The organism is Thermochromatium tepidum ATCC 43061 (assembly GCF_009664085.1).
In the GTDB taxonomy this organism is placed as follows: domain Bacteria; phylum Pseudomonadota; class Gammaproteobacteria; order Chromatiales; family Chromatiaceae; genus Thermochromatium; species Thermochromatium tepidum.
The window spans coordinates 2,444,749-2,467,782 of the sequence record NZ_CP039268.1; the positions used below are offsets into that span (position 1 = coordinate 2,444,749).

The 23,034-nt window shown below is 62.1% G+C and carries 27 protein-coding genes and 1 pseudogene; 8 read left to right on the top strand and 20 right to left on the bottom strand.

What is annotated here, in order from left to right; all coding sequences use genetic code 11:
• Window positions 1-127 precede the first annotated feature (127 nt).
• The 3 genes from E6P07_RS11280 to E6P07_RS11290 are packed head-to-tail and all read left to right on the top strand — an operon-like array spanning window position 128 to window position 5,248.
• On the top strand, window positions 128-670 hold the full coding sequence (locus E6P07_RS11280; protein ID WP_246172832.1) for a DUF4194 domain-containing protein: 543 nt from the start codon (window positions 128-130) through the stop codon (window positions 668-670).
• A complete protein-coding gene (locus E6P07_RS11285; RefSeq protein WP_153975701.1) occupies window positions 663-4,031 on the top strand; it encodes an ATP-binding protein in 3,369 nt (1,122 codons plus the stop codon). Before E6P07_RS11280 ends, E6P07_RS11285 begins: the two co-directional genes overlap by 8 nt.
• A complete protein-coding gene (locus E6P07_RS11290; protein ID WP_246172833.1) occupies window positions 4,031-5,248 on the top strand; it encodes a DUF3322 domain-containing protein in 1,218 nt (405 codons plus the stop codon). Before E6P07_RS11285 ends, E6P07_RS11290 begins: the two co-directional genes overlap by 1 nt.
• 446 nt (window positions 5,249-5,694) lie before the next feature.
• Here E6P07_RS11290 and E6P07_RS11295 read toward each other — a convergent pair whose 3' ends face one another.
• The 15 genes and pseudogenes from E6P07_RS11295 to E6P07_RS11365 form a co-directional block, all read right to left on the bottom strand.
• On the bottom strand, window positions 5,695-5,973 hold the full coding sequence (locus E6P07_RS11295; RefSeq protein WP_153975703.1) for a hypothetical protein: 279 nt from the start codon (window positions 5,971-5,973) through the stop codon (window positions 5,695-5,697).
• A 187-nt stretch (window positions 5,974-6,160) separates the two neighbouring features.
• On the bottom strand, window positions 6,161-6,442 hold the full coding sequence (locus E6P07_RS14240) for a zinc ribbon domain-containing protein (protein ID WP_425505134.1): 282 nt from the start codon (window positions 6,440-6,442) through the stop codon (window positions 6,161-6,163).
• Window positions 6,403-7,677 (bottom strand): glycosyltransferase, encoded by a 1,275-nt coding sequence (locus E6P07_RS11305; protein WP_153975704.1) that lies wholly within the window; start codon window positions 7,675-7,677, stop codon window positions 6,403-6,405. Before E6P07_RS11305 ends, E6P07_RS14240 begins: the two co-directional genes overlap by 40 nt.
• Window positions 7,674-7,880, bottom strand: coding sequence for a PIN domain-containing protein (locus E6P07_RS11310; RefSeq protein ID WP_153975705.1), 207 nt, complete (start codon window positions 7,878-7,880; stop codon window positions 7,674-7,676). The genes E6P07_RS11305 and E6P07_RS11310 overlap by 4 nt, the downstream gene beginning before the upstream one ends.
• Window positions 7,881-8,057: 177 nt before the next feature.
• Window positions 8,058-9,605 carry a methyltransferase regulatory domain-containing protein gene (locus tag E6P07_RS11315; RefSeq protein ID WP_153975706.1) on the bottom strand — a complete coding sequence of 516 codons (1,548 nt, stop codon included), beginning with the start codon at window positions 9,603-9,605 and terminating at the stop codon, window positions 8,058-8,060.
• 21 nt (window positions 9,606-9,626) lie between these two features.
• Window positions 9,627-10,199: a DUF8196 domain-containing protein gene (locus E6P07_RS11320; RefSeq protein ID WP_153975707.1), complete on the bottom strand. Its 573-nt coding sequence runs from the start codon at window positions 10,197-10,199 to the stop codon at window positions 9,627-9,629.
• 203 nt (window positions 10,200-10,402) lie between these two features.
• Window positions 10,403-10,615 (bottom strand): annotated as a pseudogene (locus E6P07_RS11325) (transposase); the annotation flags it as partial.
• Between the two features lie 24 nt (window positions 10,616-10,639).
• Window positions 10,640-11,419 (bottom strand): cephalosporin hydroxylase family protein, encoded by a 780-nt coding sequence (locus tag E6P07_RS11330; protein WP_153975708.1) that lies wholly within the window; start codon window positions 11,417-11,419, stop codon window positions 10,640-10,642.
• A gap of 3 nt (window positions 11,420-11,422) precedes the next feature.
• On the bottom strand, window positions 11,423-12,085 hold the full coding sequence (locus E6P07_RS11335) for a NeuD/PglB/VioB family sugar acetyltransferase (protein ID WP_162008634.1): 663 nt from the start codon (window positions 12,083-12,085) through the stop codon (window positions 11,423-11,425).
• Complete coding sequence (locus tag E6P07_RS11340) at window positions 12,078-13,187, bottom strand: DegT/DnrJ/EryC1/StrS family aminotransferase (protein ID WP_153975710.1); 1,110 nt, start codon at window positions 13,185-13,187, stop codon at window positions 12,078-12,080. Before E6P07_RS11340 ends, E6P07_RS11335 begins: the two co-directional genes overlap by 8 nt.
• The gene (locus E6P07_RS11345; protein WP_153975711.1) at window positions 13,184-14,407 is read right to left on the bottom strand and encodes a class I SAM-dependent methyltransferase; all 1,224 of its coding nucleotides are present in this window, start codon (window positions 14,405-14,407) and stop codon (window positions 13,184-13,186) included. The genes E6P07_RS11340 and E6P07_RS11345 overlap by 4 nt, the downstream gene beginning before the upstream one ends.
• The gene (locus E6P07_RS11350; protein WP_153975712.1) at window positions 14,404-14,964 is read right to left on the bottom strand and encodes a dTDP-4-dehydrorhamnose 3,5-epimerase family protein; all 561 of its coding nucleotides are present in this window, start codon (window positions 14,962-14,964) and stop codon (window positions 14,404-14,406) included. Before E6P07_RS11350 ends, E6P07_RS11345 begins: the two co-directional genes overlap by 4 nt.
• Window positions 14,965-15,122: 158 nt before the next feature.
• Entirely contained in the window at window positions 15,123-15,737 is a 615-nt protein-coding gene (locus tag E6P07_RS11355) for a DUF8196 domain-containing protein (RefSeq protein ID WP_153975713.1), read from the bottom strand.
• A gap of 286 nt (window positions 15,738-16,023) precedes the next feature.
• On the bottom strand, window positions 16,024-16,308 hold the full coding sequence (locus tag E6P07_RS11360; RefSeq protein ID WP_246172834.1) for a helix-turn-helix domain-containing transcriptional regulator: 285 nt from the start codon (window positions 16,306-16,308) through the stop codon (window positions 16,024-16,026).
• On the bottom strand, window positions 16,277-16,666 hold the full coding sequence (locus E6P07_RS11365) for a type II toxin-antitoxin system RelE/ParE family toxin (protein ID WP_153975715.1): 390 nt from the start codon (window positions 16,664-16,666) through the stop codon (window positions 16,277-16,279). Before E6P07_RS11365 ends, E6P07_RS11360 begins: the two co-directional genes overlap by 32 nt.
• A gap of 117 nt (window positions 16,667-16,783) precedes the next feature.
• Between E6P07_RS11365 and E6P07_RS11370 the strand changes: the two genes are divergently transcribed.
• Together E6P07_RS11370 and E6P07_RS11375 are read left to right on the top strand one after the other, a co-directional pair.
• Complete coding sequence (locus E6P07_RS11370) at window positions 16,784-17,221, top strand: hypothetical protein (protein WP_246172835.1); 438 nt, start codon at window positions 16,784-16,786, stop codon at window positions 17,219-17,221.
• A 714-nt stretch (window positions 17,222-17,935) separates the two neighbouring features.
• Window positions 17,936-18,118: a type II toxin-antitoxin system YafQ family toxin gene (locus tag E6P07_RS11375; protein ID WP_281346816.1), complete on the top strand. Its 183-nt coding sequence runs from the start codon at window positions 17,936-17,938 to the stop codon at window positions 18,116-18,118.
• Window positions 18,119-18,237: 119 nt separating this feature from the next.
• Here E6P07_RS11375 and E6P07_RS11380 read toward each other — a convergent pair whose 3' ends face one another.
• From E6P07_RS11380 to E6P07_RS11400, 5 genes are all read right to left on the bottom strand, one after another.
• Complete coding sequence (locus tag E6P07_RS11380) at window positions 18,238-18,636, bottom strand: type II toxin-antitoxin system VapC family toxin (RefSeq protein WP_211363110.1); 399 nt, start codon at window positions 18,634-18,636, stop codon at window positions 18,238-18,240.
• Window positions 18,633-18,863, bottom strand: a complete 231-nt coding sequence (locus E6P07_RS11385; protein ID WP_153975717.1) for a type II toxin-antitoxin system Phd/YefM family antitoxin — start codon at window positions 18,861-18,863, stop codon at window positions 18,633-18,635. The genes E6P07_RS11380 and E6P07_RS11385 overlap by 4 nt, the downstream gene beginning before the upstream one ends.
• A gap of 114 nt (window positions 18,864-18,977) precedes the next feature.
• Entirely contained in the window at window positions 18,978-19,133 is a 156-nt protein-coding gene (locus E6P07_RS11390; RefSeq protein ID WP_153975718.1) for a hypothetical protein, read from the bottom strand.
• Window positions 19,100-19,414: a transposase gene (locus tag E6P07_RS11395; RefSeq protein ID WP_153975719.1), complete on the bottom strand. Its 315-nt coding sequence runs from the start codon at window positions 19,412-19,414 to the stop codon at window positions 19,100-19,102. Before E6P07_RS11395 ends, E6P07_RS11390 begins: the two co-directional genes overlap by 34 nt.
• Window positions 19,386-20,342, bottom strand: coding sequence for a LysR family transcriptional regulator (locus tag E6P07_RS11400; protein WP_153975720.1), 957 nt, complete (start codon window positions 20,340-20,342; stop codon window positions 19,386-19,388). Before E6P07_RS11400 ends, E6P07_RS11395 begins: the two co-directional genes overlap by 29 nt.
• Window positions 20,343-20,449: 107 nt before the next feature.
• Here E6P07_RS11400 and E6P07_RS11405 point away from each other — a divergent pair, with 107 nt between their 5' ends.
• The 3 genes from E6P07_RS11405 to E6P07_RS11415 are packed head-to-tail and all read left to right on the top strand — an operon-like array spanning window position 20,450 to window position 22,558.
• Window positions 20,450-21,016 (top strand): type 1 glutamine amidotransferase domain-containing protein, encoded by a 567-nt coding sequence (locus tag E6P07_RS11405; RefSeq protein ID WP_153975721.1) that lies wholly within the window; start codon window positions 20,450-20,452, stop codon window positions 21,014-21,016.
• A gap of 2 nt (window positions 21,017-21,018) precedes the next feature.
• Window positions 21,019-21,882, top strand: coding sequence for an SDR family oxidoreductase (locus tag E6P07_RS11410; RefSeq protein ID WP_153975722.1), 864 nt, complete (start codon window positions 21,019-21,021; stop codon window positions 21,880-21,882).
• A gap of 46 nt (window positions 21,883-21,928) precedes the next feature.
• On the top strand, window positions 21,929-22,558 hold the full coding sequence (locus E6P07_RS11415) for an NADPH-dependent F420 reductase (protein WP_153975723.1): 630 nt from the start codon (window positions 21,929-21,931) through the stop codon (window positions 22,556-22,558).
• Window positions 22,559-23,034 lie beyond the last annotated feature (476 nt).

Genomic DNA, 23,034 nt, shown 5'->3' on the forward strand with positions numbered 1-23,034 from the left:
CGAACGGACACGGAAACGTCATGGAGCAAGACTTCACCACTGCCCCGGTTGGATCGAATGCCGATTTGTCGTCTTTGCTGATCGGGCTGCTCAAAGGGGTGCAATACCGGGAACAGGATGAGCGTCAGTGGGCCGCCTGCTCAGCCTGCAAGCGCGGGTGCGGGATTATGTCGCGCTACTCAATCTGGATTTGGTGCTGGACGAGGCCGAAGGCTATGCCTTCCTGAAAAACCGCCCTGAGCCGGCGGAGGATGATCCGGCGCCACGCCTGCCGCGCCTGATCGCGCGCCGGCCGCTGTCGTTTGCGGTCAGCCTGTTGCTCGCTTTGCTACGCCGGAAGCTGGCCGAGTTCGATGCCGGGGGCGGTGAGACGCGCCTGGTGCTGTCGCGCGACGAGATCGTCGAGCTGGTGCGCGTCTTTCTGCCCGACGGGCCGAACGAGGCCCGGCTGATCGACCAGATCGAGACCACCCTCAACAAGGTGGTCGAGTTGGGGTTTCTGCACAAGCTCAAGCCCGCCAGCGGTAGCGCGACGGGGCCGGCGCATTACGAAGTGCGGCGCATCCTGAAGGCCTTCGTCGATGCGCAGTGGCTGGCCGAGTTCGATGCCCGACTGGCGGCCTACCAATCCGCCCTGTCGGGATCGGCCAAGGAGGCGCGCGATGGCTGAGGCGCAAACCCTGGGACTCGATTTCGTGGCGGACGATGCGTTGTCGGGTTTTCGCCTCGCCCGACTGGAGGTGTTCAACTGGGGCACCTTCGATGGCCGGGTGTGGACGCTGCGCCTCGATGGCAAAAATGGCCTGCTCACCGGCGACATCGGTTCCGGCAAGTCCACGCTGGTCGATGCCATCACCACGCTCTTGGTGCCGGCCCAGCGCATCGCCTACAACAAGGCCGCCGGCGCCGACAGCAAGGAGCGCAGCTTGCGTTCCTACGTGCTCGGCTATTACAAATCCGAACGCAACGAGGTCACCGGCACCGCCCGGCCGGTCTCCCTGCGCGACCACAACAGCTATTCGGTGATCCTCGGCGTATTCCACAACGCCGGTTACGACCAGACGGTGAGTCTGGCGCAGGTGTTCTGGATGAAGGAGGCGCAGGGTCAGCCCGCCCGCTTCTTCGTTGGCGCGGAGCAAAATCTGTCGATTGCCGAGGACTTCGCCGACTTCGGCAGCGATATCACCGCGCTGCGCAAGAAGCTGCGCAGCAGTGGCACCGAGCTGTTCGACAGCTTCCCGCCTTATGCCGCCTGGTTCAGACGCCGTTTCGGCATCGAAAACGATCAGGCGCTGGAATTGTTCCACCAGACGGTGTCGATGAAATCGGTGGGCAACCTCACCGACTTCGTGCGCAACCACATGCTGGAGCCTTTCGAGGTGGTCACCCGCATCCAAGCCTTGATCGGACACTTCGACGACCTCGATCGCGCCCATCAGGCCGTACTCAAGGCCCAGCAGCAAGTCGAGCTGCTCACGCCGCTGGTCGCCGACTGCAAGCGACATACTGAACTGGCGAACGAGGTAAATCGTCTGCGGCAATGCCGCGATGGTCTGCGCGCGCATTTCGCCGGCCTCAAACTGGGCTTGCTGGAAAAACGGCTTGGCCTGCTCGATGAAGAGTGGCGCAAGATCGATGGCCAGTTGCGACGCCTGGAAGATCGACGCGCGGAGCAAACCCGGCAGATCGATGAACTGAAGCAGGCCATCCACGCCAACGGCGGCGACCGTCTGGAGCGGCTGGCCAGCGAAATCCGCAAGAAAGAGCAGCTGCGCGATGCGCGCAAGGCCAAGGCGGCACGTTACCGTGACCTGGCCGCCGTGCTGGCCGAGGCGGTGCCCAGCGATGAGGCCAAATTTGCCGCACAGCATGCGCGCTTTGGCCAGTGGCTGGAAGAGGCGAACGAGCGCGACGCCGAGTTGCAAAACGTACTCACCGAGCACGGCGTCAGCCTGCGCCAGGGCAAGCTGGAGCACGACCAATTGACGGCTGGAATCGACAGCCTCAAGCGCCGGCGCAGCAACATCGATGATCAGCCGATCCAGATCCGCGCCGCGCTGTGTGCGGCGCTGGGAATCGATGCGGAGGACATGCCGTTTGCCGGCGAGTTGATCCAGGTGCGCGAGGAGGCGCGTGACTGGGAAGGCGCGGCCGAACGGCTGTTGCGCGGCTTTGGTCTTTCCTTACTGGTGCCGGATGTCCACTACAAGGCAGTGGCCGAATGGGTGGATGCCCACCATCTGCGCGGTCGCTTGGTCTATTTCCATGTACGCGCCCGCAAAGGCATCGATCTACCGCAGCTCCACCCGGATTCGCTGGTGCGAAAGCTCGCGATCAAGCCCGATTCGCCCTATTACGACTGGCTGGAACGCGAGCTTGCCCATCGCTTCGACTTCGCCTGCTGCGCCACCCAGGAGCAATTTCGCCGCGAGACGCGCGCGATCACCCGCGCCGGCCAGATCAAGGACCCGAGCGGCCGGCATGAAAAAGACGACCGCCATCGCATCGATGACCGCAGCCGCTACGTGCTGGGTTGGAGCAACAGCGCCAAGATCGCCGCGCTGGAGGCCAAGCGTCGCCAGCTCGAAAGCCGCCTTGGCGAGCTGGGCCATCGGATCGGCGAGATCGAGGCCGAGCGCCGCAGCCTGCAAGCCCGACGCGATGCGCTCACCCGCCTGGAAGAATTCACCTCTTTCGAAGAAATCGATTGGGCCAGCGTGGCAGCGGAGATCGCCATCCTCGACGAGGAGCGGCGGATGCTTGAGCAGACCTCGGATGTGCTCCAGCAGTTGAACGAACGCTTGCGGGCGCTCCAGCAGGCGCTCGCAGGCACCGATAGGGAAATGAATGAAGCGCGCGAAAAGCGCGCCAAGCTCGAGCAGCGCCGTGCCGATGCCGAGGCGCTGAACGCGCAGACGGCCCCGTTGGCAGAAGAAGCCGATGCCGCGCTCTTCGACACCCTGGAGGCCATGCGCGCCGAGGCCCTGGGCGAACACCAGCTCACCGTGGAATCGTGCGACCACCGCGAGCAGGACGTGCGCGGCTGGCTGCAAACGAAGATCGACAACGAGACCAAGACGGCGAACCGCCTGGCCGAGAAGATCATCAAGGCGATGGCCTCGTTCAAGGAGCGCTTCCCGCTCGAAACCGCCGAGATCGATGCCAGCCTGGCAGCGGCCTTCGAGTTCGAAAACCTGCTCGCCAAGCTCCATCGCGATGATCTGCCGCGTTTCGTGGCGCGCTTCAAGGAGCTGCTCAACGTCAACACCATCAACGAGATCGCCAACTTCAATGCCCAGTTGGCGCGCGAGCGCGAGACCATCAAGGAACGCATCGCCCAGATCAACAAGTCGCTCGCCGCGATCGACTACAACCCCGGTCGCTACATCGTGCTGGAATCGCAGGCCAGCCCGGATGCCGAGATCCGCAACTTCCAGCAGGATCTGCGCGCCTGCACCGAGGGCGCGGTGACCGGCTCCGACGACGCCCAGTATTCCGAAGCGAAGTTTTTGCAAGTCAAGGCGATCATCGACCGCTTCCGTGGCCGGGAAGGTCTGTCGGAGCAGGATCGGCGCTGGACGGCCAAGGTCACCGACGTGCGCAACTGGTTTTTGTTTGCCGCCAGCGAGCGCTGGCGCGAAGACGACACCGAATACGAGCACTACTCGGACTCGGGCGGCAAGTCGGGCGGCCAGAAGGAGAAGCTGGCCTACACCATCCTCGCCGCCAGCCTGGCCTACCAGTTCGGTCTGGAATGGGGGGCGCTGCGCTCGCGCTCCTTCCGCTTCGTGGTCATCGACGAAGCCTTCGGTCGCGGCTCGGACGAATCGGCGCAGTATGCCTTGATGTTATTTCGCAAACTCAACTTGCAACTGTTGATCGTCACGCCCTTGCAGAAGATCCACATCATCGAGCCCTTTGTTTCCAGCGTCGGTTTCGTGCACAACGAAGGCGGCCGCGCTTCCAGGTTGCGCAACCTGACCATCGAAGAATACCGGGCGCAGAAGGCCGCCAGCGGAAGGCAGGCGTGATGTGGACCACCGCGAAGGATCTGAAGGCGCAACTCATGCGGCTGTGGCAGCGCGGCGAACTGCTGCGCGATGCCGTGACCGGCCACGACCGTTTCCCCTTGCGGCTGACGATCAAAGGCCCGGCTTCGGCGGACATCACCGCGCGTTTCGAGGCCGTGCGCGTCTGGGCGGCGGAATTGGCCCATGCCGGCCCCGTGCGCCTGGAGTGGCAGGAGGTTCGCCACCGCGTGCAAGGGGTACAGCGGATGCCCTCGGCCGCCTGGATCGACGCGATGGAAGCGGCGCTCGCCTGGCTCGGCAAGCGCCGTGATTGGGAGCGCTTCAGCAAGCTGGCTGAGCTCACCCGGCGGCAAAATCCATCGTTGCTGCCCTGGCTGGAAAAGCGGCCTTTTCAGGCCCTCGAACTCGAAGCCGAATGGCCGCATTTGCTGGCCGTGGTGGATTGGATCGCGCAACACCCCCGGCCGGCGATCTATCTGCGCCAGGTGGATGTGCCGGGCGTGCACAGCAAGTTCATCGAGAGGCATCGTGCCGTGCTGGCCGAGTTGCTCGACCTGACCCTGCCTGCCAACGCCATAGACGCCAGCAAGACCGGTGTTGCCCAGTTTGCCGCCCGCTATGGTTTTCTCGATAAACCCACGCGGATTCGCTTCCGTCTCCTCGATCCCTCGATCCACGCCGTCGCCGGGACGTCGTGTCCGGACGTCACGCTGGATGCCGACAGTTTCAGTCGTCTGAGCATCGAGGTGCGACGGGTGATCATCACCGAGAACGAAACCAACTTCCTCGCCTTGCCAAACATACCGGGGGCGATGGCCCTATTCGGCGCCGGATATGGCTGGGAAGCGCTCGCCCGGGCGCGCTGGCTCGAACGCTGCGCGATCCACTATTGGGGCGACATCGATACGCATGGCTTTGCCATCCTGGACCGACTGCGGCAACACTTTGCCCACGTCGAGTCCTTCCTCATGGATCGCGCCACGCTCGAAGCCCACGCCGCCTTTTGGGGGCGGGAGGATACGCCGCAACGGGCCGACCTCGCTAGGCTGACGCAGGAGGAGCGGCGCCTCTACGACGACCTGCGCGATAACCGCATCGGCGAAAATCTACGCCTCGAGCAGGAGCATATCGGCTTTGGCTGGGTGAGCGAGCGGATCGGGCAAATCTGCCTTTATGGAAGCGATGAACCTAACGGACAGGACGACAACCACCCCTGAATATCGCCAGTCCGTTCCCTCACCCCAGCCCCTCTCCCCCGCAAGGCTACCGTATGCACACATTTTTTAGCCGCAAGCCATCATGGATCGCGTAGGCGCGGGTAGATGGGTCTGTAGGAGGGCCTTCATAGACCCTCCGCAAGGAAACCCGCGACTTGAGTCGCGGGAGGAATGGCGGGTGCGCGAAGCGCACCATGTGGTGTATAATACAGTGTGGTCTCCGGGCGCACGCCGACTGCAACGCCAGTCGAAACCTTGCCCGGATTGGCAGCGGGGCCCCGCTGCCAAGGGCGGCTGTAAACACGCCCAATGTTGGGGATGCGGTCAACCATGTTTGCTGCGTCTTACAATAAAGCCTTCGACTTCAGTCGAGGGTTGTTTACACGATGGCCTTGTCCGACTCCTCGTCCCGCTCTGCTTGCCGATCGGTCCTTCGACTTGGGCCATCATTGGCATCGCTGCCCCGCGGGCGAGGCCTCCCGGGTTCCGCTGCATTCGACTGCCACGAAGGTATCGCCACCGACCACCAACAGGTCGATCTCGATGGTCTCGCCGCCGCGGCGCGAGATGACGCGCCGGTGGACTTCGCTGATATCGAGCCCGCGCGTGCAAAAGAGATCCACGAGCGCCGGCTCGACCATCGCCTCGACGAACTCACCCAGCCGGTTGCCCAGGTCACCAAAGCGGCGCGAGAGTTTGTCGAAGCGCTCGAACACCTCGCGCATCTGCGCTTCGGTCTCCTGAAACCGGCGGTCGGTCTCCTGGCTAGGTCTTGTTTTAGGGCGGTGCAGTCACCGTTCCATCAGACTTACTCATTCCTGCTCACACAGGAACAAAGCTGATTTCCTGCTTCGCAGAGGCCGGTTTCGTCTTGAGCGCGCCCAAGACCAGAGCCCACCTCTCCACAGGCTGTCACCGAGCAATCAGCTTGTCGCTGAAAGGGCTGGCAGCCGCCAACCGAACTCTCGGCCACTTTTTCAGATTGATCGCCGCGTTCGCATCGCGGTCGTGGATACTTCCGCAATCTGGACACGTCCACTCACGCACCGACAGCGTCTGAGGACACACCCCCAAGAACTCGGCGGCCTCTTGAATGCATGACCATCTTGCGTGACATGCAGATATTACAACATTCTCGCAAAAAAGTTCAACTATTAACGAAACTGGTCGAGCCCCCAAAACCCCTGCACCCACGCGATCTGTTTGGGCAGGCAAACCGTCTTGAGGTCATAGTGCGCCTGGGCAAAGGCGCGGGCGTTGGCACCCAGGCGCTGCCGCGCTGGCGGGTCAGCAAGCAGGGCGCAGATTTCGTTGGCAAGACCCTCGATGTCGAAGAAGTTCACCAGCCGCCCGGTGTCGTCGTGGTAAATCGCCTCGCGCAACGGCTGGGTGTCGCTGGCGACGATGGCACAGCCGGCGCTCATCGCCTCCAAAAGGCTCCAAGAGAGCACGAAGGGATAGGTCAGATAGACGTGGACGCTGGACAGTTGCAACAGCGCAATGAAGTGCGGATACGCAATGTTGCCGAGGAAATGCACCCGCTGCCAGTCGGCATCCGCAATCTGCGGGCGCACCTCGTCGATGAAGATCTGCCTCCAGGGGCGGTTGCCGTAATGCTCGGGGTCAGGCCGTGCGCCGTAGCTCACCTCACTGCCGCCGACGATCAGCACGCGGGCGTTCGGGCGGCGTTTCAGGATCTCCGGCAACGCCCGCATGAAAACGTGATAGCCCCGGTAGGGTTCGAGGTTGCGGTTGACGAAGGTGACGACCTCGTTGTGGCGTGTGAACCTGATCTGTTCGCCGACCTGGGTGGTCAGGGTGAGTGACACATTCGGGTTGGGCGAGATCGCCTCGGTGTCGATGCCGTCGTGCACCACGGTGATCTTGGACCGGAGGGGCTCGGGAAAGGTGCTCGCCTGCCAGTGGGTGGGGCTGATGGCGGCATCGGCCAGCTCAAAGTGCAGGAGGTTATTGAGATTTTTGAGCCGGAGCCGACACGCCTCTCCTTCTGGGTCGGCGGAAGGAAACTCCGGGTCGAAGCCCACATCGGCCCCCTGGGGGTGATAGAAGAACTCGCAGTAGATGCCGAGTTTGGTCTGGGGCCAGACCTCCTTGACAAAGAGGCTCTCGCCCCAGCCGGGGTGGGCGATGACCGCATCGGGCGCAAAGCCCTGGGCTTTGAGGGCCTGCAGCGCGCGAAAGGCGGCCTCAGCCCGGATCACCTTGGTCTCGAAGTCAGCGACCCACGGGTGCACCGTGGGCGAGGTGCCGCGGCCGACGGTGTAGGGCACGAGTTTTACACCTTGCCATTCCCCGGCCTCGATCTTCTGCAGGGTCATCGCGACAACCCTGTGGCCCTGCGCCGCCAAGGCGGGTGCTAAGTGCTTGAACTGCCAGGGGAAGTTTTGGTGGAGGAAGAGGAGCTTCATGCTGCTGGCTGCCATGGATCGAGGGGCGCCAGGCCCTCGATGCCGGCGAAGTCGTGCGTATGGCGCGTGACCCAGTTGATCCGGTGCGCCAGGGCAATGGCGGCGATCTGCGCGTCTTCGACGTTGATCGGACGCCCTGCGCCGGTGCACCGCGCAACGATGGCGGCGTAGCGGCTGGCCGCCTGCGCATCGAAGGCAGGCAACGCCCGGCAACATCTTCGGCAAACATGGCCGTCGCCGCCTCGCGCAACCCGTTTTTGCGCTGCCCATCGGGCAACAGGGCGATACCCAGTTCGATTTCGGCGCGGCTGAACATTAAACAGCAATACCATCGCTTTACAGGCGCCTCGCCACGCAACGGTGCCAGGGACTGGCGCCGCTCAGGCCACCTGAAGTGCCTTCCATAGGGGCAGGTGCTTTTCAGCAAAGGTCTGGGCCTGGGTGCTGAGCTCGGCGAGGTTCTCTTCGGGGGTTTGCAGGGCCTGCCCTTCCTTGATCAGGCGCTGGCCTTGGGCGGCGAGAAGCTGCCAGACAAAGTTCGCCCAGTCGGGCGGGGTTTTGTGGCCCTGTTGTTTGGCCAACACAAAGAGCTGGTGAAACCGAGGCGCGCCCACACCGCCTGCAGTGACGGGGCTGGCCAGATACCCGATGTCACTGCTGCCGCGGCTTTTGAGCATCAGGTGGGCATTGAGCCGCTCGGTGACCTTTTTGGCTTTGGCGCTGTGGGCCTCGTCTTGCGCGGGGGCGAGCGCGCCGTTGCCCATGAGCACGAGCACGGCTTGCAGCAGCTGGCCAAAGGTGATGGCTTGGCCGCTGGCGCTGGCCTGCAGCGCGGTTTCGAGCTGGCCCAGGGTCTTGGGCTTGTGGTCGGCCAGTTGGTCGAGGATGGGGGTGTAGATGGCCTCTTGCAGCGCGGCTTCGCCCAGGCTGCCTGTGACCTTGAGGGCGACGTCGGCGCGGGGCTGCACCAGCACCACGCGCTCATCGCGCAGGGCCTCCATCTGCTCCAGGGCAGACAGGCGCCGTGCGCCCTTGACCCAGTAGTCACGGCGGAATTGCTGGTTGACGCAGAAGTCGCGCACCAGCTGGCGCACCATCGGGTCGGGGATGGTGGCGAGCAGCCGTTGCTGCTCGGCGCTCAAGTGAATGGCGTCGATGGCATCGAGCGTGTTGGCCGAGCAGGCCCAGGTGAGCTTGGCGCTCCCAAGCCACTCGCCCATGCGGGCCACGCTCATCGGGTGCCAGTCGCGGTTGAAGTATTCATGCGCCAGGTAGTGGCGGTTTTGCTCTTTGATGCGCTTGAGGCGCTCGGCAATCTGTGGGTTGGCGCGCGCGTAGGCTGGGTTGGCGGCCAGCAGCTGCTCGGCAAAGTGGAGTGCGGCATCGATCCGGCTGACGATGCCGACACCGTCGGCGCCCAGCACCCGGGCGTGTTCGGTCAAGAGCTCGCGCAGGGGCACCATGGCCGCCCAGCCGGGCTGGGTGTTGTAGCTGATGTAGAGCACGCCGCCCACCTTGAGCTTGCGGCGGATGAAGTCGACGATGACACGGCGGTTGTCGTCCGAGATCCAGCTCCAGATGCCGTGTAGCCCAATGTAGTCGAAGTCGGGCAAATCCGCACGGTTGGCAAAATCAGCAAAGGCGTCATCGTAGAGCTTGGCGCCCGCGCCTGATGCGGCCGCGAGCTCCTGGGCAAAGCCGGCTTGCGCGGGGTTAAAGTCGGTGCCATACCACTGCACCGCACTGCCTGCGGCGTGCAGGTTGATGCTCATACCTTGGCCAAAGCCGAGTTCGCACGCCGTGCCCACTTGTGGGGGCACGAGGCCCTCATGGAGCAAGGCCAGCCGCAGACGCAGCGGGTTGAGTTCGGGGTAGTAGCCGTAGGTGTAGGTGATGTCGGCCACGTAGCCGGCGGTCCAGTCGGTCATGAGAAAGCTCCTTGTCGTGCGTTACCACACCCGCGGGGAAAAGTTGGGCGCGTTCTTCAGCACGACCGCCTCGCCTGACTGCGCCAACACCCACAAGCCGGCAGCCTCGGCCGCCTTGGCCGCCTCGTCATCGACCACCATGCCAGCGACTGCCCCGTGAATCTTCATGTCCGCGTACTTGGGCAAGAGGCGCTTCATCTTCTCCATCCGCGCCAGGTGTCGCTCGACCGCTTCCTCGGTCAGCCGACTTTTGCACTCCACCGCCACGGCCGTGTCGCCATCGACGACCAGAAGGTCGATCTCGATGGTCTCGCCGCCGCGGCGCGAGGTGACGCGCCGGTGCACTTCGCTCACATCGAGCCCGCGCGCGCGAAAAAGCTCGACCACCGCCGGCTCGACCATCGCCTCGACGAACTCACCCAGCCGGTTGCCCAAGTCACCAAAGCGGCGCGAGAGGTTGTCGAAGCGCTCGAAGACTTCGCGCATCTTGCGGTCGGTCTCGCGCATCTGCGCTTCGGTCTCTTGGAACTTGCGGTCGGTCTCTCGAAAGAGGGCCTTGATCTCCTCCCAGCTCATCTCGGCGGCGGTGCTCATGGGTATGCTTCCTGGGTTTGCATTGTTTTCAATTATCGCACAAACGCACCAGCGGCACCCCTAACGAGCAAAGAGAATCGGGAAACGCAGAACGAGGCTACGCCGCCTTCAGCAGACTGACTTTCACTGACCGTCTCGACTGTAGCTTGCGCGGTCATCGTCTCGATCGCTTGCTTGACGCGTTTTTCCACCACTTCCGGCTGCAAGCGCGCTTTCAGGCTCGTGTAGTCGCTTGCTTCCGGCGTCTTGGCAATCCCGGCGCGGATCGGATTGAGATCGACATAGGCCACCGCCGCGAGCAGCGCCTGCTCATCCAGAAGCGCCTGGCTATTGAAGCGGCCTTCCCAGAAGCGGCCCTTGACGCCCTCTTCGGCATTCGCCTGTCGGGCGATGCCTTCGTTGAGGAGGCGCATAAACCTAAAAACGCTCTACTAATAATCTCACCGAATCCTTTTCAAATACCCATCCGGTGCCACGGTGATCAGCAGTTTGTGAGGGATGCTTTTGTCGATCTCGAACTCGGGATGGGTCTTGAGATAGTCACACACCGCCGTCTTGGGGTTGTTGCCCTTGTCCCATGGGCGATCGGGAAAGCTGCCCGGGGGCATGTCCTCAATGATGGTGTCGAAGACGACGCAGTAGCTTCCGACACTGACCAAGGGGGCGTAGGCTTCGAGCTCGGCCAGCACGTGGTCGTGGGTATGGTTGGAATCGAGGCAGACGAGTACGCGCTCGTAGTCTTTGGCAATGGTTTTGACTTGCGCGATCACTTCAGGGGCAATCGATGAACCTTCGATCATCTGGATGCGGGTGGACATCGGGTGCGCTTCGATGGCGGCGCGATTGTGGGGGCGAATCTCGATATCGATGCCCAGCACCTTGCGGCGCGAGGCACGTGGGTCGAGCGTCTGGCCAGACTCGATGGCATCGCATAGATCGAGCAAGGCCAGCAGTGAAGCATAGAGGATGAGGGAACCGCCGTGGGCAATGCCGGTCTCGATGATCAGGTCGGGCTTGACCTGCCAAATGAGTTCTTGCATCGCGACGATGTCTTGGGGGTACTGGATGATGGGGCGGCCGAGCCATTCAAAGTGGTAAGAATACTTAAATCGATTGGCGTGGATTATCCATTTCAATGATTGTTCAACAAGTGCTACATTGGCGCCTTGTTGGGCGACTTCTGCAGCGCATTCCTGCTTAAATGTTTGGTAACGGTTCATTGACTATCGGTTCTTTTGTTGAGAAGACTTTCTGATAATGTGCGCCGGATTACCCACCACAACGACGCCTGACGGTATGTCGTTGATGACTACAGCACCAGCGCCGATCAGTACATCATTGCCAATGGACAGACGCGGCAGAATTACAGCTCCAGCGCCAACCATGACATTACGGCCGATGTTCACGCAGCCACAGACGGTTGCTCCCGGTGCTAAGTGACCACCGTCACCTAGTATGGACTCATGATCTAGAGAGGCTTTGTGATTGATAATACAGGCTTCACCAACTCTTGCGGCGGCGGCGACTACAGCTTGTGCGAGTATCTGCGAACCTTCCCCAAACGATGCGGTAGGGCTAACCGACGCGAGCGGATGAGTTATGGTGGCCAAACGCAAACCGCGATCACGGAATAGCTGCTGGATGGCGAGGCGATCATCGCCTCGGTGACCACCTATGGCTACGAAACCTGTAACTCTGCTTGGGTCTGGATGACTACTTATCCAATCTTCGAAGCCAGAAAGACCATGAAAAACAGGCACACCGTCTATGACAGAAGTGACAGGGTTTTGATCAAACAGTGCGATTACACGAGCACCCCTGACGGCGAGGGTCTCGGCTAATACCATGGCATGGCCAGCACAACCCCAAATAATGCATTCATGCATTGAAAAGTCCTTCAATAACCTTTACGACTCGACCCAATTCTTCTTCAGTTATATTATAGTAACTAGGCAAGTTGATGGCTCTCCCCGCTATATCCCAGGAGAGTGTATTATTTGGGATCGGCTGAAACATCGGCAAACTCGACAACGGCCAAAAAAACACTCTTGCATCGATATTCTCCTCGGCAAAAGCGCTTAGTAACGCTTTTCGCGTAACACCGGTTTCCTCATCTAAAACGATGGTCGGCATCCAGAAACCATTTTGGGTGCCCGATGGCTCCGGGTTCATGCGAATGCCGGGCAGATGGCTTAGCTGTTGCTGGTAGTAGAAGAATATCTCTCTTTTGCGAGCGATGAGCTCATCGATCCGCTCCATCTGTGCACAGCCAATCGCCGCCTGGATGTTCGACATCTTGTACTTGAACCCTACCACTTCCGGCCAGAATTGCCGGGTTTCCCCCCGTCGGCGGCCGTGATTGCTCAAGGTCAGCACCCGTTCGTAAAGGTCGGGGTCCTTGGTAACGAACATGCCGCCTTCGCCAGTAGTGATGGTCTTGGTGCCGTGGAATGAAAAGACGCCAAACTTGCCCATTGACCCGGCACGTTTGCCACGGTAAATGGAACCGATCGCTTCTGCCGCATCTTCGATAATGGGAATCCCATATTTCTCACCGATTGCAATAAGACGGTCCATGTCGCAAAGGTTGCTGTAGAGGTGAGTGGCGATGATGGCGCGGGTGCAGGGAGTAATCGCCTTTTCGGCTTGCTCGGGATCGATACACCAGCTATCGGGCAGGATGTCGACAAAGATCGGTGTCGCCCCCAGATGAACAACGGGCGCAACTGTGGCGATCCAGTTGGTGTCAGCAAGAATCACCTCGTCGCCTGGTTTGACCCCGAGCGCAGCGAGACCCATGTGTAAAGCGCCGGTGGCGCTGGATGTGGCAATGGCAAACTCCACCCCCAGATGTGCTTTGAACAGGTTCTCGAACCGCTCGATGTACTCATAGCAACGCTCGCCCCAACCATGTGCGGCGGCATCGGTTGCATAGGCCATCTCTTTCTCGGTGATCGATGGCTTGGTGTAGGGAATTCTGGGTTTCATTGGATTTTCAGCTCCGGTACCGCCGTGACGAATCGCCCGCCCCACTGCCGAATGTAATCAAGCTGCCTCATGATCTCTTCGCGCAAGTTCCACGGCAGGATCAGCACGTAGTCGGGCTGGGCGGCCATCAACGCGTCGGGTGGCCGGATCGGGATGCGACTCCCAGGCAGAAACTTCCCCTGTTTGGCAGGTGCCGCGTCGCAGACGAAAGGGAGCAGATCAGGCTTGACGCCGGCGTAGTTGAGCAGTGTGTTGCCCTTGGCGGCGGCGCCGTAGCCAACGACCTTCTTGCCGGCGCGTTTTTGTTCGATGAGAAACAGCAGCAGCTCGTCCTTGATCCGCTCGGCGCGGGCCTGAAAGCCCTGGTAGGGGGCCAGTGTCCGCAAGCCCCGTGCCGACTCTTCGACGAGCAGCTTGGGCACCGTCGCCTCGGTGGGGCGAGGGTCATCGACATGGCAGCCATAGACGCGCAGGCTGCCGCCGTGGGTGGGAAGTTGCTCGACATCGAAAACGCGCAGCCCCGCAACCGCGAAAATCCGGGTGACGGTATAAAGAGACAGGTACGAGAAATGCTCGTGATAGACGGTGTCGAACTGGGTCTCATCGATCAGCCGCAAGAGGTGCGGAAACTCCAGCGTGATGGTGCCGCCGGGTTTGAGTACCGCCTTTAGCCCGCGGGTGAAGTCGTTGATGTCGGGCACATGGGCATAGACGTTGTTGCCGACCACCAGATCGGCCTGCTTGCCTTGCGCCGCCAAGGCCTGGCCCGGCACCTCGCCAAAGAATTCACGCAGGATGGGCACGCCGAGCGCCTCGGCGGCAGCGGCGGTGCTGGCCGTGGGTTCGATCCCTAGACACGGGATGCCGGCGGCCACGAAGTTTTTCAGCAGATAGCCGTCGTTGGCCGCGATTTCGATCACGAAGCTCTCTGGGCCCAGCGCCAGCCGCTCGCGGATCGCTTCGGCGTAGCGCCGGGCGTGTTCGAGCCAGGTGGTCGAGGTGGAGGAGAAGTAGGCGTAGTCTTTATTGAAGAGCTCATCGGCGCGGGCGTAGTCTTCGGTCTGCACGAGCCAGCAGCGGTCGCAGACGTAGAGCTTGAGGGGATACCAGGTCTCCGGGGCGTGCAGGTCGGCGTCCGTCAAGTAGGCGTTCGACGGGGGCGCAAACCCCAGGTCGAGAAAGACATGGGTGAGTGGTGCCTGGCAGTGGCGACAGTTCATGCGGCAACTCCGGCAAAATCAGCAGGCAGCGGCGCCGCGCCGGCGTCGCGCTCCGAGAGCTCGGTGATTTCCTGCGGCCAGGCGATGGCGAGCCGAGTCTCCTGCGGATGGATCCGCCCTTCGGCTTGCGGTACGTAGGGGTGGGTGTGCAGGTAAAGGAGTTCCACCGCGTCGGTCAGCGTCTGAAAGCCGTGGGCACAGCCTTCGGGGATCAGCAGCGCCGCGCCGTTGTCGGCGCTGAGCCGCTCGGCGTACCAACAGAGGAACGTGGGCGAGCCCTGGCGCAGGTCGACGGCCACGTCCCAGACTTCGCCGCGTAGGCAGATGACCAGCTTCATTTCGGCATGGGGCGGATACTGAAAGTGCATTCCCCGTACCGTACCGCGCTTGGCGGTGTAGGAGTGGTTGATCTGCGCAATCGGTTTGTTCCAGCCAGCAGCGCCGAGTTCTTCGGCGCAAAAGAGGCGCGCAAACGCACCGCGAGCATCGGCGAGGGGCTTGCGTTCGATGCGATGGAGGCCAGCGAGCGGCAGGTTGGTGAGGGTGAAGCGGTTCATGTCAGCGCCCCATACTCGGCGAGGAGAGCTCAGGGTCCCCGTAAGTAAGCTTCACTGCGATATTTTATTCATTGGCGCTCGCATTCTCGCGTTCAGGTTTTCGCAAAAACCCTGCCTTCCTTGCGGGGCGGGGAGTTGCCTATGATCTCAAGCCCCCATCACCAGACGCGCGGCTCGAACGAGTCGTCGTTGATAAGCCGCACCGTCTCGCCCGACTGCGCCAGCACCCATAGGCCCGCCGCTTGGGCGGCTTCGACCGCCTCGTCTTCGACCACCATGCCAGCGACTGCCCCGTGAATCTTCATGTCCGCGTACTTGGGCAAGAGGCGCTTCATCTTCTCCATCCGCGCCAGATGTCGCGCAACCGCTTCCTCGGTCAGCCGACTTTTGCACTCCACCGCCACGGCCGTGTCGCCATCGACGACCAGAAGGTCGATCTCGATGATGTCCCCTCCGCGGCGCGAGGTGACGCGCCGGTGCACTTCGCTCACATCGAGCCCGCGCGCGCGAAAAAGCTCGACCACCGCCGGCTCGACCATCGCCTCGACGAACTCACCCAGCCGGTTGCCCAAGTCACCAAAGCGGCGCGAGAGGTTGTCGAAGCGCTCGAAGACTTCGCGCATCTTGCGGTCGGTCTCGCGCATCTGCGCTTCGGTCTCTTGGAACTTGCGGTCGGTCTCTTGAAACTTGCGGTCGGTTTCCTTGCTCTGGACGGCCAGCTCGGCGACAAGCGCTTTAATGTCGTCCCAGCTCATCTCGGCGGCGGTGCTCATGGGTCACTCCCGGCATTTCGCGGCTGCCATTATCGCGTATGGGGCGGGCACAAGGGTCTGAACGGAAGCGGCGGTCGTGGGCGTGGATCTTCCGTGAGGCGCACAGAACCTGGGCAAACGTGGTCTATGCTCCTGTGGCCTGCTGAGCAAGCTGCGTTTGGCGCATCTTGCATCAAGCACCAAGAGATGCGGAACTTGGATTGTGGATTTTTCCAACACCAGCGAGCTGGCCCCGTCACCGATGACATCGAGGGCTTGCATGCTATCGCCGACGAGCAGGGCTGCATCATGTGTGAGCCTGATGTTGCCCTTGAGGGCTCAATGGCTGAATGGCCAGGCGCATGCCCATTGCTTTCAGAATCGCCGACAGGGTCTTGAGCTCGGGGTTGCCCTTCTCGGATAGTGTTCGGTACAGGGTATGGGCATTGACGTCGGCCTGCCGCGCCACTTCCTGGACACCGCCGAACGCTTTGCTCAGGGTACGCAGTGCCAGCATCAGGTCGGTCTCGTCGCCGTCTTCCAGCACAGAATTGAGGTAGTCAGCGGCCAGTTGCGGGTCTTTGCGGAACATCTCGACCGTCGCTTCCTCGTGAGTTCGGTATGTCTTGGCCATTTCGCCTCTCCCAGTCCTTTAACAACCTTACGGCACGTTCGATGTCGCGGCTCTGCGAGCGCTTGTCGCCGCCGCTGGTCAGCAGGATCACCCTTCTGCCCACATGAGCGTAGTAGACGCGGTAGCCGGGCCCGACATCCACCCGCAGTTCCCACACACCGTCGCGCAGAGGCTTGCAATCACCAAACAAGCCCAGTTCCATGCGAGCAACACGCTTGATGATCGCCACCTTGGCCACCCGGTCACGCAGGGAGTCGAGCCAATCCTGGTATAGGTCGTTCTCGGCGTCGTCGAGGTAGTGGATGATCTCGTACATGGCTCATTTTAGCTTTTAAGCGAAATATTGCAAGCCTCAGAGCTTGCCCAAATACGATCTTCACGTATCCTTGCGCGCTCTTTTGCACAGAGGATCGTCTTGGAAATCTGGTTACTGATGCCGCTGCTGTTCGCTGGTGGCTACCTGCTGGGGCGCTGGCTGATCGCGTGGCTGCGCCTGCGCTTTCCGTGGCTGACGCGTTTCATGCGCTTTGCACCAGGCACCTCCATCAGATGGTTGCGGGCCCGGTCTCGATCACGGCACGCCAAGAAAATGGCCGACGGCAAAGCCCGCGGGCGGCCACCCACCCCGCCGTTCATTGTCGATGCCATCATCGCCATCAAGCGGGACAACCTGCGCTACAGCGCCGGACACATTGCGCGCATGATCTCCGGCGGCGAGCTCCATTTCCGCATCAGCAAGAGGACGGTTGCCCAGATTCTCAAGGCGCACGGTTTCACGCCACGGCCGAAAGGCAAGCGTCCTGCACGCGAAGAAGAACCCGGCTGGCTGACCACACTCTACAACCAGCACGTGATGGCCATCGACTTTTAAGGTGGTGCTTGACCTCACGGGCAAAGCGCTGTTCATCTTCAACCTGATCGACCATGGGCGGCGCGTGCTGCACTGGTCACGCGCAACCTACCACCCCACTGCCGAGTGGGTGGCCCAGCAACGGCGCAACGCGTTCATAGACCCTCCGCAAGGAAACCCGCGACTTGAGTCGCGGGAGGAATTGCGGGCGCGCGAAGTGCGCCATGTGGTGTATAATGCACCGCAAGCGTGGTCTCCGGGCGCACGCCGACTGTAACGCCAGTCGAAACCTGGCCCGGATTGGCAGCGGCGCCCCGCTGCCAAGGGCGGCTGTAAACACGCCCAATGTTGGGGATGTGGTCAACCATGTTTGCTGCGTCTCACAATAAAGCCTTCGACTTCAGTCGAGGGTTGTTTACGGACTCGGATGAGTTGCCGCACGCCCCCACATGGCCAACGGTGGGCAGCCGCCGATATTGCCGGAGGTGGCGAACATACCCGCAGTCAACGACCAGGACTTCTTCAAGACGCCAAGAAAGCTCGTGCGCCAGAAGTGGCTCGGCGGCTTGCACTCCAGCTATCGCTGGACGGCGTAATTCCGGACTGACGGGTTCGGTGATTCACGGCCATCGGCGCCGACAGCCGAGGCTATAGCGCGCCCGAAAACCACCCATTGCAGTGTCCCTTATTTGACTTGCAGAGATCGGACGTCACGTCAAATTAAGTGTAACTTCCTTGCAGCGCTTGGCGACTGACGAACCCTTGCCCGTCAGCCAACGGGATCACGCACTGACCGGCAACTGGTCGGGCTATCGGGAATGCCACCCCAAGCCCGACCTGCTGCTGATCTACAAGAAGCCGGATGACGATACCTTGCGCATCGCCCGACTGGGTTCGCACAGCGAGTTGTTCAGCTGATGGCGTGAATCACAGCCACCAGCCATTTCCAAAAAAACCGTGGTCTGTCCCCTATTATTGCGCCTGCTCGGACGCTGGCACAACCGACGCTGGCGGAACGGCGGAATAGCGGTGCCGTTCTACTGGTCGGCGGGAATGCGCGCAAGGGTGCCGGCCCAGTCGAGAATCAGCCGGTCGGCGGTCATCAGTGGCGTGTTGCGGTCGATGGCGGTGGCCACAATGAAGCGGTCGGCGGGGTTGCGATGCAGGTTCTCAAGCTGGGTGGCCAGCAAGGCGATGCGGCCATCGACCGGAATTTCCGTCAGGCCCGCCCGCAGCCAGTCCTCGCGCCACAGCACAACCGGCATGGGCAGCACGATGCGGCCGCGTTCCGCCAGCATGGCCACCTCCCAGAAACTGATGGCGCTGACCGCCACCTGCCCGACACGCCAGTCGGCCTCGATCCGCTGCCGCGCTTGCACCCCGAGCGCGGGGTCGTCGCGATCCATCCACAACAGGGTGTGGGTGTCGAGAATCACGCCAGCGCTTTCCAGAGACCGTCTTCCAGTGGTGCCAGGACGTCACCGTGAATTTCAAGGTTCCGGTGCAGGCCAAACGGGGAGTCGATACGCTGTCCGGAAAAGGGACGCAATTCGGCCACCGGCTTGCCATTCTTAGTGACGACCCAGACCTCGCCGGTGGTCGCCACGGCATCCATCAGGGCGAGACACTTGGCCTTGAATTCAGAGGCTTGAATGGTGTGCATGGCGTTCTTTCTGTGGATAACCATGCACGTGACTATAGTCACCAGAGTGGTCTTCTTCAATACCGTCCGCAAAGTCGCTGCGCTTCTCCAGCGGTTGGCTGGACGGAGCGAGGCTCACGCCGCCTTCTTCTCGAACACGCAGCTTGCCGCCCGCATCCCACGCAGGAACTTCGCCTGTCGCCGGGCAGCAAGCTCGACCAACGCCGCCGGCTTGCCGATGGCGCTGCCAAACTCCTTCAGAAACTTCGTGCCATGCTCGATGAACGCCACCGTGTCGATCCCCAACCGGTGTTCTTCATACTTGCCTCATACTTGCGATACGCGCCACGCTCCCCGCTGCGTTCGTGAAGTCCCGCCCCGATCTGGCTGGAAACCTCGTAATCCATCAGCTTCGCCAGTACGCCTTCCACCAGCGAACGCAAAAAATCTTCGCCGCCCTGTTGCCTGATCATCTGCACAAATGCCATGCTGTCGTCGGCCATCGTCTTCTCCTCGGTCAAGTTGTTAATCGCAATCTCAACCTTACCGAAGTTCTTGATGACGGTGGCCAACGCCACCTTCGCTCAGAATTACACCACTTGCGTGGACTCTATCCACGCCGGCGCGCATCGCGTCGACCGCCAAATCGATGAATGCCCGGACCTTGGGTGTCAGGTAGCGGGCACTGGCAAACACCGCATGGATGGGTACGGTGGGGACTGCCCAATCGCTCAGCACCGGCTGTAAGTGGCCATCCCGAACGGCAGGAATTGCGATGATCAAGGGTAGCTTCGCGATGCCCAGTCCCGCGATGGCGGCGTTCCGCACGGCAAAGACGTTGTTCGCCTTCAGCCGCGATTGCCGCACGATCCGCTCCTGACGTCCCTCTTGTGACAGGATCCACGACGCCTGATGGCTGCCGCCCGCAAAGGCCAGAATGTCGTGACTTGCCAGATCGCCCGGTAGTGCAGGGGTTGTGCGCCGTGCCAAATAGGCAGGCGCCGCAAACAAGCCGTATTCCATCTCGCCCAGTTTGCGCGCGGTGAGTGTCGAATCCGCCAGCGGCCCCACCCGGATGGCCAGGTCGAACCCCTCGTGCACGATATCCACGAGCCGCCCGGTGAAGTCGGCGTCCACCCGGACTTGCGGGTAGCGCTCCAGGTAAGCGGTAATCCAGGTGCTGACCGCAATCATGCCGAACTCCACACCGCAGGTCAGGCGCAAAGTTCCCCGCGGCTCACTGTGCGCCTGCTGCACCGCGCGTCGCGCCTCGTCGGCTGCGCCGAGGATGCCGACCGCCCGTTCAAAAAACTCACGCCCGACTTCGGTGAGCGACAACGAACGGGTCGTGCGTGCGAGCAGGCGCACGCCCAATTCGGCCTCGAGCTGGCTGACCACGCGCGAGACATGCGCCTTCTGGCTGCGCAGCTGCTCGGCTGCGCGGGTGAAGCTGCCGGTCTGCACGACCTTGACGAAGGTTTCGAGCTGACTGAGTTCCATTGTTGTGTTTTGTGGCAACAGAGATTCGCATTCTGACCGATTTATCTTAAGTCGGAAACGATAGACACTGCACCCGGTTTCATCTTCCGCCTGTTCCGGAGATCGCCATGAGCCTCAAAGACCCCAATGTCCTGAACCCCAACGCCAAGAAGCGCATCGCCATCGTGATTGCCAACCCCGCCGTCTCCAGCACCACCGGCTGGCCGGTGGGTTTCTGGTGGAGCGAGTTGACCCACCCGTACCATGTGTTCACCGAGGCCGGCTACGAGGTCGACCTGTTCAGCCCGAACGGCGGCCCATGCGAAGCCGACGCGATGAGCGACCCGAACGACCCCAGCGGCTCCAGCAAAACCGACTTGATCAGTGCGGCGGTGCTGGCTTACGCCAAGGGAGCGGATGGCAAACTGATCGCCAAGGGCAAGACCGTGACCGGATTTGCCAACTGCGAGGAGGACTACGCGGACAACGCGGTGTGGAACTACGGGCTGCTGCCGCGCGACAAGCATGTGATGCCCTGGCGCATCGAGGACCGGCTCAAAGCCATCGGTGCCAACTACGTGCAGGCCGGCCTGTGGCGCAGCTTCGCGGTGCGCGATGGCAACCTGATCACCGGCCAGCTGAACTTCTCGGGCGAAGAAACCGCTCGGCTGGTCGTCGAAGCGCTGGGGCGTTGAGCATGAGCAACATGCCCCGTGTGCTCGTCACCGGCGCCACCGGCAACATTGGCCGGGCCTTGGTCGCCCAACTGTTGCACGACGCCCCCGATTTCGAGGTCATCGCGGCCTCGCCCAAAGGGGAGCCCGTATTGCAGGCTCCCGGTCGCGCCTTGAACCTCCTCGACCCCGCATCGACCCTATCGGCCATGCAAGGGGTGGATCGGCTGTTTCTGGTCACGCCGGCGCATCCCGACATGGAAACCATGACTCTGCATGCGGTCAACGCGGCCCGGCCGCAGGGTGTCCAGCACATCGTCAGGGTCTCCGGCGCCGGTGCAGACCCGACGTCAGACATCGCCATTGCCCGCTTGCAAGGGCGCTGTGACCAGATCGTCATCGACTCGGGGATCACCTACACCTTGCTGCGCCCGAAGAACTTCATGCAGAACTTCACCAGCTTCCTGCGCGACATGATCCGCTCGGGCACGGTGTACTCGTCTCAAGGTGAGGGGCGCGTGCCCTTCATCGACGCACGGGACATTGCGGCTGTGGCCGCTCGGGTTCTGATGGCACCCGATGACCACGCCGGACGGGCCTACACCCTCACCGGGCCGCAGGCGCTCACCAACGCCGAGGCGCTGGCGGTCATCAGCCGCGAAATCGGGCGAACCGTCACACTGGTGCCGATCAGCGAAGAACAAGCCATTTCGGGGATGCGCCAAGCCGGCATGCCTGAGCCCTTGGTGCAGGCGATGTCGAGCCTGAATCGCATCATCGCCGCTGGCTGGGTCGCCGAAGTGACCGAGGATGTCCCGCGCCTGCTGGGCCGCCCCGCGACGGCATGGCCGGACTTCGTGGCCGAGCACCGCAGTGTATGGCTTTGAGCACGCAGTCCGCACGTCTAACCCACGTTCTAGACAGGAGAAAGACATGAGCATTTCCATCATTGGTGCCGGCAACGTCGGCATGGCGCTGGGCAGCGCGCTGACCCGACGTGGAGAGTCGGTGGTGTTTGGCGTGCCGGATCCCGACAAATATCGGGACGCAGTCTCCGCCTTGGGGGATCGCGCCCGCGTGACCACGACTGCGCAGGCGATTGCCGCCAGTGATGTCGTGATTCTCGCGGTGCCCTATGCGGCGCTGCCCGCGATCGCGCAAAGCGTGCCCGACTGGCAGGGCAAGATCCTGGTCGATGCCACCAATCCGTTGGCCCAGGGATTGAATGGCTTGTTGGTCGGCACCACGACGTCGGGCGCCGAGGAACTCGCCAAACTGGCCAAGGGCGCGCGTGTGGTCAAGGCGTTCAACACCACCGGCGCTGAAAACATGGCCGATAGCCACTATCCAAACGGCGTGCCGATGATGCCGGTCTGCGGTGACGATGCCGATGCCCGCCAGCGGGTGATGGCGCTGGCCACGCTGATCGGTTTCGATGCCGTGGATATGGGCCCCCTCTTGGCGGCGCGCTATCTGGAACCGTTTGCGATGACATGGATTCATCTGGCCATCAAGCAAGGCTACGGTCGCAAGTTTGCGTTCGGCATGTTGCGCCGCGACTGAGGGCCCGCGCATCAGCGAGCGTGACGACAGCCTCGCATCGCCAAGGGCCGCAAGGCCAGCTGGTTCGGACCATTGATCAAGCCGGTGCTCGTGTTCGACCTGGTTGGCTGGGTAAAGCCCCCATCAGGTGGCCGCGGCTCTATTCGTCTTTGGCTTGCTAGTCATCTGGTGAGGTGATTGAGGCAGACCTTCTTTGACGCGCGCCTGGGCGAGGACTTGCCGGCCCAGTGCGGGCCCGGTCGAAGCAGAGGCTGGCGGTCGCCTGACTGGCCAGTGGCGAGACCGAGCTGAGCGCAGCGCGGGCTTGAGTCATCCTCTGGCGCTGACTTTCCCCGTGGCTGGCCGAATACAACACGCTCCCGTTGTCGCCCTACGTGGAACATCTTCCCAAACGGTTCGGACTTGGCCGCACTCGCAGTCGGGGCGGCCATCTCGTCAGTCGGGGGGCGCCTTGATCGGATCGGCGCCTTCGACTG

Coding starts and splice junctions, on each gene's coding strand:
- E6P07_RS11355 (WP_153975713.1), bottom strand. CDS start 15,737: ATGAGCACCGCCGCCGAGATGAGCTGGGACGACATTAAAGCGCTTGTC.
- E6P07_RS11330 (WP_153975708.1), bottom strand. CDS start 11,419: ATGAACCGTTACCAAACATTTAAGCAGGAATGCGCTGCAGAAGTCGCC.
- E6P07_RS11305 (WP_153975704.1), bottom strand. CDS start 7,677: ATGAAGCTCCTCTTCCTCCACCAAAACTTCCCCTGGCAGTTCAAGCAC.
- E6P07_RS11340 (WP_153975710.1), bottom strand. CDS start 13,187: ATGAAACCCAGAATTCCCTACACCAAGCCATCGATCACCGAGAAAGAG.
- E6P07_RS11410 (WP_153975722.1), top strand. CDS start 21,019: ATGAGCAACATGCCCCGTGTGCTCGTCACCGGCGCCACCGGCAACATT.
- E6P07_RS11345 (WP_153975711.1), bottom strand. CDS start 14,407: ATGAACTGTCGCCACTGCCAGGCACCACTCACCCATGTCTTTCTCGAC.
- E6P07_RS11415 (WP_153975723.1), top strand. CDS start 21,929: ATGAGCATTTCCATCATTGGTGCCGGCAACGTCGGCATGGCGCTGGGC.
- E6P07_RS11335 (WP_162008634.1), bottom strand. CDS start 12,085: ATGCATGAATGCATTATTTGGGGTTGTGCTGGCCATGCCATGGTATTA.
- E6P07_RS11285 (WP_153975701.1), top strand. CDS start 663: ATGGCTGAGGCGCAAACCCTGGGACTCGATTTCGTGGCGGACGATGCG.
- E6P07_RS11385 (WP_153975717.1), bottom strand. CDS start 18,863: ATGCACACCATTCAAGCCTCTGAATTCAAGGCCAAGTGTCTCGCCCTG.
- E6P07_RS11400 (WP_153975720.1), bottom strand. CDS start 20,342: ATGGAACTCAGTCAGCTCGAAACCTTCGTCAAGGTCGTGCAGACCGGC.
- E6P07_RS11295 (WP_153975703.1), bottom strand. CDS start 5,973: ATGCGCGAGGTGTTCGAGCGCTTCGACAAACTCTCGCGCCGCTTTGGT.
- E6P07_RS11365 (WP_153975715.1), bottom strand. CDS start 16,666: ATGTACGAGATCATCCACTACCTCGACGACGCCGAGAACGACCTATAC.
- E6P07_RS11320 (WP_153975707.1), bottom strand. CDS start 10,199: ATGAGCACCGCCGCCGAGATGAGCTGGGAGGAGATCAAGGCCCTCTTT.
- E6P07_RS11290 (WP_246172833.1), top strand. CDS start 4,031: ATGTGGACCACCGCGAAGGATCTGAAGGCGCAACTCATGCGGCTGTGG.
- E6P07_RS11370 (WP_246172835.1), top strand. CDS start 16,784: ATGCCGCTGCTGTTCGCTGGTGGCTACCTGCTGGGGCGCTGGCTGATC.
- E6P07_RS11350 (WP_153975712.1), bottom strand. CDS start 14,964: ATGAACCGCTTCACCCTCACCAACCTGCCGCTCGCTGGCCTCCATCGC.
- E6P07_RS11405 (WP_153975721.1), top strand. CDS start 20,450: ATGAGCCTCAAAGACCCCAATGTCCTGAACCCCAACGCCAAGAAGCGC.
- E6P07_RS11315 (WP_153975706.1), bottom strand. CDS start 9,605: ATGACCGACTGGACCGCCGGCTACGTGGCCGACATCACCTACACCTAC.
- E6P07_RS11360 (WP_246172834.1), bottom strand. CDS start 16,308: ATGTTCCGCAAAGACCCGCAACTGGCCGCTGACTACCTCAATTCTGTG.